Source organism: Neomegalonema sp. (assembly GCF_028688855.1).
In the GTDB taxonomy this organism is placed as follows: Bacteria; Pseudomonadota; Alphaproteobacteria; order Rhodobacterales; family Rhodobacteraceae; genus Neomegalonema.
Map to the genome: position 1 here is coordinate 1 of NZ_JAQTXI010000020.1, position 14,079 is coordinate 14,079.

24 protein-coding genes are annotated in these 14,079 nt (G+C 41.5%); all 24 read left to right on the forward strand.

Annotated elements, in window-relative coordinates; all coding sequences use genetic code 11:
- Positions 1-320: hypothetical protein (locus tag PHN62_RS13660; protein WP_300151575.1), on the forward strand; the 320-nt coding region annotated here is incomplete at its 5' end.
- Between the two features lie 226 nt (positions 321-546).
- Complete coding sequence (locus PHN62_RS13665; protein WP_300151577.1) at positions 547-777, forward strand: hypothetical protein; 231 nt, start codon at positions 547-549, stop codon at positions 775-777.
- Between the two features lie 147 nt (positions 778-924).
- Positions 925-1,188 (forward strand): hypothetical protein, encoded by a 264-nt coding sequence (locus tag PHN62_RS13670; RefSeq protein ID WP_300151579.1) that lies wholly within the window; start codon positions 925-927, stop codon positions 1,186-1,188.
- Complete coding sequence (locus PHN62_RS13675) at positions 1,188-2,555, forward strand: DEAD/DEAH box helicase (protein ID WP_300151581.1); 1,368 nt, start codon at positions 1,188-1,190, stop codon at positions 2,553-2,555. Before PHN62_RS13670 ends, PHN62_RS13675 begins: the two co-directional genes overlap by 1 nt.
- Positions 2,546-3,541 (forward strand): DNA methyltransferase, encoded by a 996-nt coding sequence (locus PHN62_RS13680; RefSeq protein WP_300151583.1) that lies wholly within the window; start codon positions 2,546-2,548, stop codon positions 3,539-3,541. The genes PHN62_RS13675 and PHN62_RS13680 overlap by 10 nt, the downstream gene beginning before the upstream one ends.
- Entirely contained in the window at positions 3,525-3,956 is a 432-nt protein-coding gene (locus tag PHN62_RS13685) for a recombination protein NinG (RefSeq protein WP_300151585.1), read from the forward strand. The genes PHN62_RS13680 and PHN62_RS13685 overlap by 17 nt, the downstream gene beginning before the upstream one ends.
- A gap of 236 nt (positions 3,957-4,192) precedes the next feature.
- Positions 4,193-4,426 carry a hypothetical protein gene (locus PHN62_RS13690; protein WP_300151587.1) on the forward strand — a complete coding sequence of 78 codons (234 nt, stop codon included), beginning with the start codon at positions 4,193-4,195 and terminating at the stop codon, positions 4,424-4,426.
- A gap of 183 nt (positions 4,427-4,609) precedes the next feature.
- Positions 4,610-4,942, forward strand: a complete 333-nt coding sequence (locus tag PHN62_RS13695; protein ID WP_300151589.1) for a hypothetical protein — start codon at positions 4,610-4,612, stop codon at positions 4,940-4,942.
- 203 nt (positions 4,943-5,145) lie between these two features.
- A complete protein-coding gene (locus PHN62_RS13700) occupies positions 5,146-5,385 on the forward strand; it encodes a hypothetical protein (RefSeq protein WP_300151591.1) in 240 nt (79 codons plus the stop codon).
- A complete protein-coding gene (locus PHN62_RS13705; protein ID WP_300151593.1) occupies positions 5,382-6,677 on the forward strand; it encodes a DnaB-like helicase C-terminal domain-containing protein in 1,296 nt (431 codons plus the stop codon). The genes PHN62_RS13700 and PHN62_RS13705 overlap by 4 nt, the downstream gene beginning before the upstream one ends.
- Before the next feature lie 71 nt (positions 6,678-6,748).
- Positions 6,749-6,898 carry a hypothetical protein gene (locus PHN62_RS13710; RefSeq protein ID WP_300151595.1) on the forward strand — a complete coding sequence of 50 codons (150 nt, stop codon included), beginning with the start codon at positions 6,749-6,751 and terminating at the stop codon, positions 6,896-6,898.
- A 231-nt stretch (positions 6,899-7,129) separates the two neighbouring features.
- The gene (locus PHN62_RS13715; protein WP_300151597.1) at positions 7,130-7,810 is read left to right on the forward strand and encodes a pentapeptide repeat-containing protein; all 681 of its coding nucleotides are present in this window, start codon (positions 7,130-7,132) and stop codon (positions 7,808-7,810) included.
- Between the two features lie 361 nt (positions 7,811-8,171).
- Complete coding sequence (locus PHN62_RS13720; protein ID WP_300151599.1) at positions 8,172-8,657, forward strand: hypothetical protein; 486 nt, start codon at positions 8,172-8,174, stop codon at positions 8,655-8,657.
- 21 nt (positions 8,658-8,678) lie between these two features.
- Complete coding sequence (locus tag PHN62_RS13725) at positions 8,679-8,903, forward strand: hypothetical protein (RefSeq protein WP_300151601.1); 225 nt, start codon at positions 8,679-8,681, stop codon at positions 8,901-8,903.
- A 10-nt stretch (positions 8,904-8,913) separates the two neighbouring features.
- Positions 8,914-9,126, forward strand: a complete 213-nt coding sequence (locus PHN62_RS13730) for a hypothetical protein (RefSeq protein ID WP_300151603.1) — start codon at positions 8,914-8,916, stop codon at positions 9,124-9,126.
- A gap of 13 nt (positions 9,127-9,139) precedes the next feature.
- Positions 9,140-9,475, forward strand: coding sequence for a hypothetical protein (locus tag PHN62_RS13735; RefSeq protein ID WP_300151605.1), 336 nt, complete (start codon positions 9,140-9,142; stop codon positions 9,473-9,475).
- 353 nt (positions 9,476-9,828) lie between these two features.
- Positions 9,829-10,002: a hypothetical protein gene (locus tag PHN62_RS13740; RefSeq protein ID WP_300151607.1), complete on the forward strand. Its 174-nt coding sequence runs from the start codon at positions 9,829-9,831 to the stop codon at positions 10,000-10,002.
- Positions 9,999-10,193 carry a hypothetical protein gene (locus PHN62_RS13745; RefSeq protein WP_300151609.1) on the forward strand — a complete coding sequence of 65 codons (195 nt, stop codon included), beginning with the start codon at positions 9,999-10,001 and terminating at the stop codon, positions 10,191-10,193. The genes PHN62_RS13740 and PHN62_RS13745 overlap by 4 nt, the downstream gene beginning before the upstream one ends.
- A 1-nt stretch (position 10,194) precedes the next feature.
- Positions 10,195-10,413, forward strand: a complete 219-nt coding sequence (locus tag PHN62_RS13750; protein ID WP_300151611.1) for a hypothetical protein — start codon at positions 10,195-10,197, stop codon at positions 10,411-10,413.
- Positions 10,410-10,616, forward strand: coding sequence for a hypothetical protein (locus PHN62_RS13755; protein WP_300151613.1), 207 nt, complete (start codon positions 10,410-10,412; stop codon positions 10,614-10,616). The genes PHN62_RS13750 and PHN62_RS13755 overlap by 4 nt, the downstream gene beginning before the upstream one ends.
- Complete coding sequence (locus PHN62_RS13760) at positions 10,613-11,374, forward strand: hypothetical protein (protein ID WP_300151615.1); 762 nt, start codon at positions 10,613-10,615, stop codon at positions 11,372-11,374. Before PHN62_RS13755 ends, PHN62_RS13760 begins: the two co-directional genes overlap by 4 nt.
- A 775-nt stretch (positions 11,375-12,149) precedes the next feature.
- Positions 12,150-12,341, forward strand: coding sequence for a hypothetical protein (locus PHN62_RS13765; RefSeq protein ID WP_300151617.1), 192 nt, complete (start codon positions 12,150-12,152; stop codon positions 12,339-12,341).
- Between the two features lie 90 nt (positions 12,342-12,431).
- Positions 12,432-13,490 carry a hypothetical protein gene (locus PHN62_RS13770; RefSeq protein ID WP_300151619.1) on the forward strand — a complete coding sequence of 353 codons (1,059 nt, stop codon included), beginning with the start codon at positions 12,432-12,434 and terminating at the stop codon, positions 13,488-13,490.
- Positions 13,487-14,068, forward strand: coding sequence for a radical SAM protein (locus PHN62_RS13775; protein WP_300151621.1), 582 nt, complete (start codon positions 13,487-13,489; stop codon positions 14,066-14,068). Before PHN62_RS13770 ends, PHN62_RS13775 begins: the two co-directional genes overlap by 4 nt.
- Positions 14,069-14,079 lie beyond the last annotated feature (11 nt).

A 14,079-nucleotide genomic window follows, 5' to 3' on the forward strand; every position in this document is an offset into this window, starting at 1 on the left:
TAGGGATGAAATCAGTCCAGGATGCATTTGATTTATTTCTTAAAAATGAAGGCTTTGATAAGGTAATGATGTACGAAGCGGACAAATATTCAGCAGAAAAAAGGTTCCTTGTTCTTAACGCTGAATGCGAAATGACCGCAAGGACGCTTTATGACTTTTCAAAGGATTCCAAATGGGTCAAGCTGAACGAAGAGTTAAAGGCAAGGGAAAAGCTATTGAAAGCCATTCAGCCCGGAACCGAAGTAGCCGATACCGATACCGGAGAGATACTTTCCTGTCCGATTAAGGGCGTTTCCCGTTATCTGAAAATTAAACTTTGAGGTGCGCCATGTCAAAGACTCAAAAGATTATGGAACTGGAAAAGGAAATTGCCGATCTGAAAACGATTAACAACTTGAATGAAACCTACATTAAACAACTGGAGGAAAGAATCGAGAAACTCGAACATATCCCGGAAAGATTTTCACCCAAAAGCGATTCATTTCTAATGACCACGGACGAATATAAGGCGAAATTAGCGTTAACCATGTAAAAGGGGGCAAGACAATGCCAAAAGAAAATCGAAAACCTTACGGAGCGGCGGTTTCACTGTTTGCGGTTTGCGCCATATTGACCATTGTGTTTTTTTGGCTCGGATCGGACGGATTTCGGTTTGCGGTAGGAGACGGAACGCAGCTTTATTGGTATGCTATCGCCGGAAAAATCATTACCGCTGCCGCATGGATTTTTATAGGAATTTTCTTTTTAAAGGCTTTCATGACCTGCATAGAAGATTAACATTAAAAGCCCCGTGTCGTGTTCTTTCAAAACAACCAATCAAACGGGCATTTGATTGGGAAATGAAAAAGGTTAGAATAGGACGGAAGGAAAACCGCTCCAAGTTTGGAGAAACCGGCGGGGCTTTTTTAAACCAAAGGAAATCAAATGAACGAAATAGACAACCTGTCATCCGATGAACTCAATCAAGTCGTTTGTCAACTGGAAAAAGAATATAAGGACGCTATAAAGTCAAATGAAGTTATTGAGCAGGAACGGCTTGAATTGCAAAAGAAAATCATTCAGCTACAGTTAATCAAGAAAGATTTGGATATGAGCCTATCTAAAAGCCATGCCAATTTAAAACTAAAAAATGCAGATTTAAGGATAGCTAGGAATAGGTACTGGGCCGTTCGGGGAGAGGGGAGATAATGGAATACCGAGATTTTCTGGAAAAAAAATCTCAGTCATCCGGGAATTTTGGATTTGAGGCTACTTTTGTTCCTGATTATCTTTTTGATTTCCAGAAATACCTTGTCGAATGGTCTGTCAAAAAGGGGCGAGGGGCTATCTTTGCGGATTGTGGATTGGGTAAAACAATCATTGAGCTTGTCTGGGCTGAAAATGTTACAAGGAAAACAAACAAAAGAATACTCATACTAACCCCGCTTGCGGTATCGCATCAAACCTTAAACGAATCCCACAAGTTCAGAATAGAGTGCCACAGATCAAGAAACGGGGAATTATATAACGGGATTATAATATCTAATTATGAACAGCTGCACAAATTTAATCCGTCTGATTTTGTTGGTATGGTTTGCGATGAATCCAGTATTTTAAAATCATTCGATGGGGCGACAAAAAAATCCATAACCGAGTTTATGAAAAAACTTCCATACAGATTATTGGCTACAGCAACAGCAGCCCCGAATGATTATATAGAATTGGGAACATCTTCGGAGGCATTGGGGGAACTTGGTCATATTGATATGCTCAATAGGTTCTTCAAGAACGATCAAAACAATTCATCCACTCATAGACATTATGGAGAATGTGTTAAGTGGCGATTCAAGGGACACGCAGAGAAACCTTTTTGGCGGTGGGTGGCTTCGTGGGCTATAGCATTAAGAAGACCTTCTGATTTAGGATTTAACGACAACGGTTTTATATTGCCGGACTTCATCGAAAAAGAACATCTTGTCGAAATAAAAGAACCCGCTCCTGGTTATTTGTTTACGCTCCCGGCGATAGGACTAAAAGAACAAAGAGATGAAAGACGCAGAACATTAGAGGAACGCTGTGGATGGGTTGAAACAGTTGTTAAAGATACGGGAAAGCCCGCCCTTGTATGGTGTCATTTAAACCCAGAGGGCGATAGACTGGAAGAAATCATAAAAGATTCAGTACAAATAAGCGGGCGGGATTCAGACGAATCAAAAGAAAAGAAGTTTATTGATTTCATAAACGGAAACATTAGGGTATTAATAACAAAGCCAAAAATAGGGGCATGGGGATTAAATCTTCAGCATTGCGCACACATTACCTTTTTCCCTTCCCATTCTTATGAACAGTATTATCAGGGAGTAAGAAGATGTTGGCGGTTTGGACAGAAAAATCCGGTGATTGTGGACATCATAACAACCGAGGGCGAAAAACTGATAATGAAAAATCTCAAGAGGAAAGCGGAGGCCGCGGATAAAATGTTTACTTCGCTTGTAGCCGAGATGAACCAAGCAACAAAGATAAATCGAAACAGTTCCATATTCGATAAAAAAGAGGAGGTTCCGGCATGGCTGTAATGAACCAAGAGATAACAGACAAGTATGCACTTTATAACGGGGATTGCATCGAAACAATGGCAACTTTCCCGGACAGTTCAATTCACCTGTCCATATACTCCCCGCCATTCGGAGGGCTTTATCATTACTCTTCAAATGAAAAAGATTTAAGCAACTGCAAGGATTATGATGAATTTTTCGAACATTATAATTATGTGGTTAATGAGATATTCAGGATGACTTTCCCGGGCAGGATGACAGCGGTGCATTGCATGGATGTTCCGAGCGGGAATTGTGGAACCGATCATTTGATAGACTTTCCAGGTGATATAATCAGGCTGCATGAAAAATGCGGATTTAAGTATATCGCAAGGTACGCGGTATGGAAGGAACCTTTGGGAGTCAGAAATAGAACGATGGCGAAAAATCTTGCACATAAAACTATCGTGGATGATTCATCAAGATGCAGCGTTGCATCTGCGGATTGGCTATTGGTATTTAGGAAAAAAGGTGACAACCAAATCCCAATAAAACATCCTCATGGGCTTTTGGATTATGCGGGGTCAAGAAAAATTCCCGGTGATCTTATTAAATATCGAGGCTACAAGGGCAACCAAATTGAAAATAGGTATTCACATTGGATATGGCGACAGTATGCATCCGCTTTTTGGGATGATGTGAGGATTGAGAGAGTCCTGCCGTTTAAGGCTTCCAGAGAATCAGAAGATGAAAAGCACGTCCATCCATTACAATTAGATGTTATCGAAAGGTGTATAATTCTATGGTCTAATCCGGACGAAAACATCTTTACGCCATTCATGGGGGTTGGGTCAGAAGTTTACGGGGCGGTTCTATTAGATAGAAAAGGGATTGGGATAGAACTGAAAACATCCTATTATAACCAAGCTATAAAAAATGTAAAAATGGCATTAAAGGAAAACCGTACGAAAGCCGAAACGTTATTCGACACTATCGAAAGCGAGGAAGCGGTTGAAGAAAAAGAATAAAGGCCTTAAATATTACAAATCTAAAGCCTGGGAAGCCTTTTCTGAATTTATCAGATTAAGGGATTCGTTTAAAACTACGGGTACTTTGACCCATGCCCAATGTTGTACGTGCGGGAAAGTATATCCTTCATTCGGTAAGGGCTGTTTGCAAGCGGGTCATTTTATTTCAGGCCGCCATGCTTCGATACTTTTGGACGAACGAAATACCCACGCACAATGTTACGCTTGCAATAATATTCTCAAGGGCAACTGGCCTAAATATTACGACTTCATGAAAACCATATACGGTCAATCCACCATAGATTGGTTGCTGGCATTGGACAAAGTTGTAATATATCCAGACGCTATGTATTATCAAGAGAAGTTGGAAGAGTACAAGCGGAAAGCGGCTGAATTAAGAAAAAATAATAATTAGCGTAAACGGTCAAATTCGACTTGAAAATGGGGCTACGTACGGATATACCGCTTTTAGAAAAAGACGAGACGATTGCGATTGTACCCGTTAATTTAACGCTTGGAATTGAAAATAGCAAGATACCACGACTCTGCAAACACTGCGGAGAACCTTTACCGTTGGATTCAAGAATCACGCTCCAAAGTCACCGTCTTTGTAAAGTCAAGGCTTCAATCCAAAAACGGAAGGATAATATAATGAAAAAGAAATATAACATTTCAAAACAAGTCCAAATGAAAGCCCGTGAACTGGCTAATGATTACAACTTCGTTTCAACTTACCAATATAATCACGCGCAGCTAATGAAGCATTTTAAATGCGCTCCTCCCCGCGCGGTTTGGGAAATGACCAAAGCCAAAACAGGGGTTAAGGCTAACAATACCTGCATGAAGTATTTCCTTGAAATATTAGCGAATAATGGATGGTACTAAAAATATTTAAAATTTCGGGAACTTTTTTCGATTTGGGGCGTTTATTGTGTGGTTAGACAAATGAATACAGGATTCAAAAATAATAATATTATACCGGCGGTTATCGTTCCGATACCCTACCTACCTGTATTCAGTATCTAACCAAGCGGTAGCCGTCGGTTTTTATTTTATGGGGAATTTATTATGGCAAAAGATCCGGCATTTCTGTTTTACCCGAACGACTGGCTTGGAGGAACCATTGATTACACAATACTGGAACAAGGGGCTTATTTTATGCTTATAATATTTCAATTTAATAATGGTCATCTGCCATTAGAAAAAATCAAAAGATTACTAAAATCGGATTTTGATTCTGTATGGCCTGTCATTAATGAAAAATTTAAGGTTGACGAAAACGGATTATATTTCAACAAACGATTAGAAGATGAACAAAATAAACGTTTTAAGTATTGCGAGAGTAGGCGAAACAATAGAATGTTGAAAACATATGATGAAGATAATAGCATTGATGGATGAATCATATCTTTATCATATGTAAAACGTATGGAAAATGAAAATGAAGATGAAAACAATAGTAGTAATAAACAAAGAAATAAAGATCAATGAAAGAACTAAAGTATATTATAAGATAATATACTTTAGAAGCTGCGCTTCAAAAATATAATATATAGGAGGTGATTATGCTTCTAACTGAATCCGACATTGAGAGACGCCGAAGGATGTCTTTTGTCGTGGAAGAGCTGGCAAGGATATTTAATTATCCTTCAATGACCTGTTATGGATTAGCCGGTCGAATGATGAAAAAATACCCGTATCAATTCATCGTTCAAGTTTTGGGACAGATTCAACCAGGATCACCTTTGCCTTATGTCATGGGAGCTTTGAGAAATTCAGCTTTTAAGGCGGGAATGTTTCAGAACCAAGAAGTAACAGACCTTGCAAGCCGGATGAAAATATGAAACTACTTCCCTCGAACATTGAAGCTGAAACTGGTTTAATCGCTTCGATACTTTTAAATAATAAAAAAATGGACTTGATACTTGAATCAATCAAGCCAAATATGTTTTATAACCAATCCAACAAGGCTATCTTTGAAGCCATAATTGAAATGTATTCAGAGAATATAATCATTGAGTATATATCCTTAATCGAAAAACTTCGAGAAAAAAAGACACTAACAAAGATCGGGGGAGAGTCCAGGATAACCGAAATTTCAGAGAGTCAGGCCAGCGCGGAAAATGTTTCCGGTTACATCAAGATAATATTAGAAAAGTATCAACAAAGGGAATTGATGCGGATTTGTTCTGAGACTTATAACGAGGCAAGCGAAAGGAAAATTGACGAGTTACTTTCCGAAGTTGAAACCGAACTAATGAATCTATCTATACAAAAGAGTCATCAAATCAAGTCAATCAAAGAAGCCCTTTTAGAATACTGCGACTATATAGACGAAAAGAACTTACCCAAAAGGAAAAGCATAAAGACAGGCATTCAGGATTTGAATGATTTAATAACCAACGATGGATTTACGGCGGGCCAGTTAGTTATTATAGCAGGCAGACCTTCAACCGGAAAGACTTCTTTGGCAATTCAGATCATGAGGCACTGCTCCATAATTCAAAATATTCCTTGCGTTCTTTTCTCTCTTGAGACTTCGGTTAATTCGATCACCGCAAGAATAGTCGCACAAGAGGCCAGGGTCAACGTGAAACATTTGGCCTTAATGAACCCGCAAGAGAATGCAAAATTTCAAGAAGCTATTCCGAGAATTTCAAACTCCAAAATATTCATTGATGACATGGGATCAGTGGACATGAACTACATTAAAGCAAAGTCTAAAATGATGAAAGCCAAGCATGACATAGGATTAGTATTAATAGATTACATTCAACTAATGATTTCCGAGGGTTCAACAAGGGACGAAGAAATAGGCAACATTACAAGAGGCTTAAAGATACTTTCCAAGGAATTGAACGTTCCCATAATAGCATTGTCTCAATTAAACAGGGGGAGTGAAATCAATAAACAGAAGCCGTGCCTTGCAAATCTCAGGGGATCAGGCAACATCGAACAGGATGCGGATTTAGTAATATTTACCTACATGGAAGACCCGACTAACAAGATGAACGCCGAGATACTTTTAAGAAAACAAAAGGACGGGCCGGTAGGTGATTTGCCCGTTGATTTTATTTCCGAGTTTGCGCTGTTCCAACCCAAGCCCAAAGAGAAAAAAGAAACATTGCCATATTAGAATTATCTTGATTTTGTCAGATTTATTTTATATATTACAAACAAGAAAAGACAGGAAAAGAGAGGGACAAAATGAAACTATTAATCGGAATCATTATATTTGCTTTGGCTTTTTTGTTGGGTGTCTGGGCAATTTGCGCTATCTCTGGAATGTGGGATGAAGATAGCGAAAAAATTTACAACAAGGAAATCGAACGGCAAAGCAAAGCAAAAAAGATTTGACACGATTTGTCATTTCCCTAAAACCAGATCAAGCTAAATGGTTAAAAGGGAAAGACAACAAGAGTGAAGCAATCAGGAAAGCCATTGATATTTACAGGGATTTGTTTTATGAAAAGAATTGAACGAGAGCGTAGATCCGGGCGGCAAGAATGCACAGATAGAAAGGCAAACAAGTCCGTGGAGATACCCGGTCTGTGCCTGCGCTCCGTTCCAAAAAACAGGAGAGGGGACATGAAAAAGATTGAGATTAAAAACAGATTCACCGGGGAAATAATCATGTCCGGCAAATACGAATCAATCAAGGATGCGCTAGAGAAAAACACGGACGCGAATCTCACGGGCGCGTATCTCACGGGCGCGAATCTCACGGGCGCGAATCTCACGGGCGCGAATCTCACGGACGCGTATCTCACGGACGCGTATCTCACGGGCACGTATCTCACGGGCGCGAATCTCACGGACGCGTATCTCACGGACGCGTATCTCACGGACGCGTATCTCACGGGCGCGAATCTCACGGGCGCGAATCTCACGGGCGCGAAAGGATTAAATTATTATCTGGTCACGCCTCTTTTAATTCTCAAGGAACAGCCCGGAAAAATCAGAACGTACAAATTGGTCAACTCAAACGGCGAAGGGCCGTACAACGGCGGGATAAAATACGAAATCGGAAAAACATATCAGGTCGCGGATGCGAATGCGGATATAAACGAGCAATGCGGAGCAGGAATAAATCTGGCGACTCTTGACTGGTGCATGAAGGAATGGCGTGAAGGGTATAAAATTTTGATTGCCGAACATACCGCGAAAGATATTGCCTGTATACCTATTGCGTCCGATGGAAAGTATCGGGTTTTCCGAGCAAGGATTGTCGGGGAAAAAGATTTGAAAGAAATTGGTTTGATTAAATAAATTTGCTCCGTTCCAAAGGAGGGAGAGATGAAAATGTGTGAATTATGTGGGCTTAATCCGGCAACCATTCCGGACAGAAACAGACAGGGCCGCCCCATAAAAAGGATATGCGCAGCGTGTCATTCTCGCCGTCTTTCCGAGGACATGAAAAAGATTATCACGAAAGGGCCAAGGGGGTATGTTGGGATGGACTTGGCAAGGAGAGAGAGATGAAACAGGTTTTTGCGATTTTAATTGCAGTGACTTGCCCGATATGGATTCCTGTTTTGTTAGTTGGGGGTTGGCTAATTCTCCCTATCGTTGTCGGAATATACATGGTTTATGAAGGCATAATGGGCACATTAAACCAGGGGAGGGAGAGATGAAACAGACCTGGAAAGAACGGGTTCCCGCTGTAATATTTGCAGTCGCACTTGGGATTGTTATCGGTGCAACGTGCAGCAAAATGACGGCCCAAACCCCCGCACCGGAGCCAGCGGTGGGGAATCTGATACTTCTGATGCATGGGGATGAATGGAAATGCGATTCGATACCGTTCAAGTACGAGGAATGGCACACACCCAAGCGACAGGTCAAATTAGACAGTTTATGTCGAGAGCGGGGGCATATCTTAGGCATAAGCACGACAACGCTGGCCCTGCCTTCAGAATATTATGTTGATCTGCCAGATAGGACATTGCGGATTTATCATGATCCCAATTATTCAGAAGGACGATGCATGAGGTGCGGAAGGGTTGTTCGTAAACAGCACATGACCAAACCAGATACAACCATAATATGGAGCAAATACAGAAGAGAATTAGAGTTTATGAATATGGAAGTTGATTCGGTTAAATGGATTCCTTGACTGGCTGGAAGGGAGGATCAAGTGAACTTACTCGAAAAAGCAATGTCGGCCAAACCGGAAAGAAAAACCAAAATAGCGTCACAAGAGGAAATTGATTTGGCGTTGGCATGGATTCAGGGCAAAGTCACGGCTACACAGGTTAATATTGCATACACAGACTCAAGAACTTCTACGCATTATCTATACCGTATGGCTATAGCACTAAGAACGGCTTTTAATAACGGTCAAATAAAAATTGCCAAATAGGGAGGCCGTCATGCGGAAGATGGTGTATGATGTATATGTTCCATCGGAATATAGTGCCGGGATAAGAGGATTTACCGATACCGTAACTGTCATAATCGAAAGTGGAGACCCCGGAGGAGAAAAAGACGGGGAATATTCCTTTGTCGAAGAAATGAGGAAATTCCTGAATGAGTGGTACGATGGAGGCAAGGTTGAGGTTCTCTCCGATACAGTGACTGATTAGAATGGAGGCCGTCATGAATCCTCGGAAGATAGTGGTGGAAATAACGCTCAGTGAAATAGACGAAGACCTTTATGAGAGCGATCCGGCGATTGAGTTTATAAAAGATATAACGTTTGATTATCAGGACAATGAACCCTTGATTGATCCTGACAGCATCAAGATTCTCTCCGACACCGCCGACCCGCAGGTGGGCCGAAAGGCAGAGAGTGGGGAGTCACCTGCTCAGCCTGCGGGGAGGCTTTGTCCAGTATGTAAGTTTCATAATCACAAGAGGCAGATGGATTTGAAATGGGTATGTGATAAGTGTGGGTGTACGGAAGACGCAGAGGAGGCCGACAATGAAGTATAAAAAGCGGTATGTGCTATGTAAAGGATCGCCCGTACTCTCACAGGGTGGGTTGCCGGTCGTGGATTCAAGGGAGACAGTTGGAAGCGGGGGAGGTTACAGCACCGCGAAAGTTTACTTCCAAAGCTACGTTGACGCACCCGAATACCAGCTTGTCTTGGAGCGCATTGACAGGAGAGCCAAATGAGAATCTGCAAGCAACCGAGTGAATTTCTGCGTATGGCAAAGCCATGCGATTTTGAGATATGGATTAATGGTGAGCGTACTTGGGCTTGCAGGGAACGTAAGGGATTTTGTAAGTGGCAAGGCCGATTAGTTCGGCGCATCGACAAACAGGCCAAAGGCCGGAGGACGAAATGAATAACTCCAACGACCGCAAAGAGTATCTCGGAGACAGCGTTTACGTGGAATATGACGGATACCACTTCATATTAACCACGGAAAATGGCTTTGGGCCAAGCAACATCATTGCTTTGGAACCACCTGTTTTAGATGCGCTGAACCGATACGCCAAGAGGGCTACAACATGACCGACTGGAAAACCTACAAGCGCAAGGGCACGATTGATTGGTCAGCGACTGAGATGCGCCATGGTGGTGTTCATCCAGAAACATATTTTCAGGAAATGTACATGAATGTTATACCGCAAGGATATTTTGAGAAGGACTATAAATGTTCACTATCGGGTGAACATCCCAAACAAGTGAACAGGGAGGCGTGAGATGAAACTGAAAGTGATTCAATGGAACGCTGAACATTCATATCACGAATGCATTGACGAAACTGGCGAGACAAGAAAGATCGATCTATGCGTTGACAGCGTAAGCGTGGATAAGCCGTCTGGTGAATTTGATCCGGTAAAACTTGTGGGGAAAACGGTGGAAGTTGATAGGGTCTACCCATTCATTGAAATCGCAGAAAATGTGAGGGAGGCCGAATGACCAAAGCATACCTTAATCAAAAACTGCTATTACTGCTCAGGAGTGCAATAGCGGACAAGGAATTTTGTATTGCGTCAGCGAACAGGGAAAATGCCTTAGGTGAATGGAGAATGAACTGGGCTGAGTGTGTGAGTGAAGCAGACAATAAAATTAATTCAGTGCTGGCACAGATTGAAGGCATAGAAAAGCAGGAGGATGAATGAATAACTGGTATCGCTGGACGGTGTTGGGGCTGCTGATTGTAGCCTGCAACGAACCCGATCCCCAGCCTCAGATAGACGGTCTGAAGCAGGACATGGTGAGTCTGGCCGACTCTATCGACGCATGGGGCATACAGGTTGACACTCTGGCTGTTCGGGATTCTGAGTTATTTGGTCGTACCGAACAACTGGAAACAGCGAACGCCCGGCAGGATGCCGAACTTGTAAGGATTTCCGACAGGTTGGAGCAGTGGCCCTACGATTCCCTTGTTTGGCTCAGAAATGAGATCGTTGCATTATCTCGGAAACTGGCCGTAATGTCCGAGGCTTTAGACAGCCTCAGGGGGCCGGTCGGAACGCCGGACAGCTTGGGGAATATCTGCTACGAAGTTGAGCCAGACCAGACGTTCAGATATTTCCTATACCACAATTTCCGGGACACGCTCGGAAACTACGAGGAAGGGATCAAGTATCATACCGCCATTGAAGCATACCGGACTGTCGCCGATCTCTACGCAGGGGGGCAATTTGAGTACAGTAAATCAAGCCTGGATTATCAATGGCATGATTACAACTATGCTCGGTTCAAGGACGTGGCTATCGTGACGCAGGACGGGCTGGTGTTGAGGATTCCGGTCAACATCATTTTACCATACCGCAATATGTACTATGTCATAGCCCATGCAGTGATTGACAAGGCAGGGAATGAATCAACGTGGAATCGGTCGATAGATGAAGGCTATTACGTGAGGGTGAAATAACCAAGACAGGAGGACGAGATGAGGCTGGCATTATTGGTTAGTGCTGCATTGATTGCAGAAGCAATACGACCAGACCAAAAGGTGTCATGGATTATGGGTATTGCTATCGGATGTATTGTACTATGGGTCACCATTCAGGATTATCAAGAATTCAAAAATAAGGCAAAAGGCAAATAACGAGGAGGACAGATTCATTGGCTTTTGATTATGAAATCAGGGATAACATTTGTCCGGTTTGCGGTGGCAGTAGAGACCCGAAGCATGAACACTGTTGGCACTGTCTCGATTGTGAATTTACTCAATGCGCCAACACGAAATCGCAGTATAAGTATTTGTTGTGGCGGTATAATCAAGGCAAGGATTGGCAAGGAAACCCAATTAAGCAGGAGGCCCACGATGGCAAAGTGGCTGAGGATTGAGGAATGTCAAAGTTGCCCTTATTGTGATGATGTATTGTGGTGTAAAATTATAGGGCGCATTCATGCACAGTCGAAAGAGATTGACCCCCGTTGCAAACTCCCAGACGCACCGGAGGAGGAAGGTCAACCGCAGGTAGACCAAAATGGATAAGATTAAACCAATCATTAAGGTGCGAACATCTGAAGATCAAAAAGACAGTGAATCCGTGGTTTATTTTGATCCGCTTTGTTTCGTGAAGGGTGTCTGCCAGTATTGCAAAAGACGTAATTGTATAAACAGAGACCAAAGCGCAAAAGGGTAAACCATTTTGTTGATGTCAACAAATAGGTCATATAACCTACAAAGGAGGTCGGGGATGACATTCGAGGAGTGGGTCGAAAAAGAATTTCCACATAAGGACAGGCCGCCATACCGCGATCAATTTCTTTTAATTGAAAACATTCTTAAAAAAGCATGGGACGCTGGATATGATGAGGCAAAAAATCGTTACGATTGTGATGTAGTTATACATGATGTTAAAGATTATTACATGGATGACAAGTTATGAACCTCTCCCTCGGCAATAGAGATCACCGCCTTCATGTCCAGAGAGTAACCGGACGTAAAATGTTGACAGCGCAAGACAGATGTATACAAAATGCGTCAACTTGCAAAGTTACCGGGACAGTCAAGGCTAAAAAGGGAATTAAAGGCGTTAAGGCTGCCAAGAAAACAAGGTTTTACAAGTGGACAAAAAGCAAAGGCCGATATTCAGGTTCCGGTTGGTGGCAAAAGATCGGAGAGATTAATGAGTAAATTTCTTAAATGGTTTTTTGTTATAGCGTTTATAGGTTGTATCGAACATATTGTTTTTATTTTTTGCCCAAGTCATGCAAGATGGGTCTATCTTCATGGATGGAAGAAAACCGATACTCCGAAATATGATTATACGCTTAAAGATAAGATATACATTATGCCGACCATTGACGTTGAAGCAATTAAAGATCATAAGGATTTAGGCGATTTCAACAAATTGATTTCTCAAGTAAATAGTATGGATTCAATATTTCTAAAGTATAATATCAAAGGGACATTTTTAATTGATGTTGCTGAACCTTTTGAATGGCAGATTGTTTTTGATAAATTAAAAAGGCACGACCTTCAATTACACATTCATCCGAATTTTATAAGTGATAAGGATAGACTTTTAATGTGGGAATATTCAAGTAAGGAACAATGCAAGATCATAAATGAATGCCTTGACAGGTTCAAAGAATACCGGGGGAATAAGCCGGAAATCTTTAGAGCCGGAGCGTATGGAGCGGATGATAATACCCTTAAATGTTTAGTCAAAAATAATATTAAATGCGACATGAGTTATTTTAAAGATCACAAAAACTGCAAGATAAAAAAGATTCCAAAAGGATTAATTGAAGTTCCGGTAAGTGTTTTCAGGGTTTTTAAAAGGTATAGAAAAGGCGATGAAACCGTTTTCCTTGATCCCGTATTAAAAAAGTTTGATATAGATTTTGATACTGAGTTTGTGATGAATTGCTTGAGAGAGGCCAAAGATACTGAAAGGAAATATCTTGTATTATTTATGCACAACTATTCAGATTTGGACAAGCTGGAAAAGTTTTTCAAAGAAACAGTAAATGATGAACAGATCATTTATGTTACAGCCAAAGAATATTTAGAATTAAGGGGGATGATTTGAAACTTTACGAAGTCATTAGATTTTTCAGGCGGGGCGAAGTTGTGGCTATTAAACCTACCCTAAAGTGCAATTATAAATGTCCTGATTGTGCCGAATACTTTGACGGCAAATATCCAAAGAGGCCGGATTGTAATATACAGTTATCCGCTGTCCAGTGGTACGATAAAATAATGACCTTGCACCCCAAAATCAAGAATATAATAATCAGCGGGGGAGAGCCTACAATTTATCCTGAATTTGCTATCTTGACTAATCTGTTTCTGGATTCAAAGATACCCGTTGCAGTGGCTACAAACTTGAGTATTCCCGAAGTATTCAAAGACGTTCGAAGATCAAGAAGGCTTTACATTCATTCAACTTTTTATCCAGACCAAGTAAATCAAGAAGTATTTAAGGCCGCGCTTGAAATGGTCAGGTCAATGCATTATTATGTGGGAGTGTATGAACTTTACAGCATAGATGGGAGCCGCCGAAAGAAAAGACATATTAAAGACGAAGACGACATACCGGGAATCTTTTACGGGCCAGACGGTGCAAAGTTGGGTTATTGTCAAGAAACTACGACGCATTATATATGATGTGGGATGCA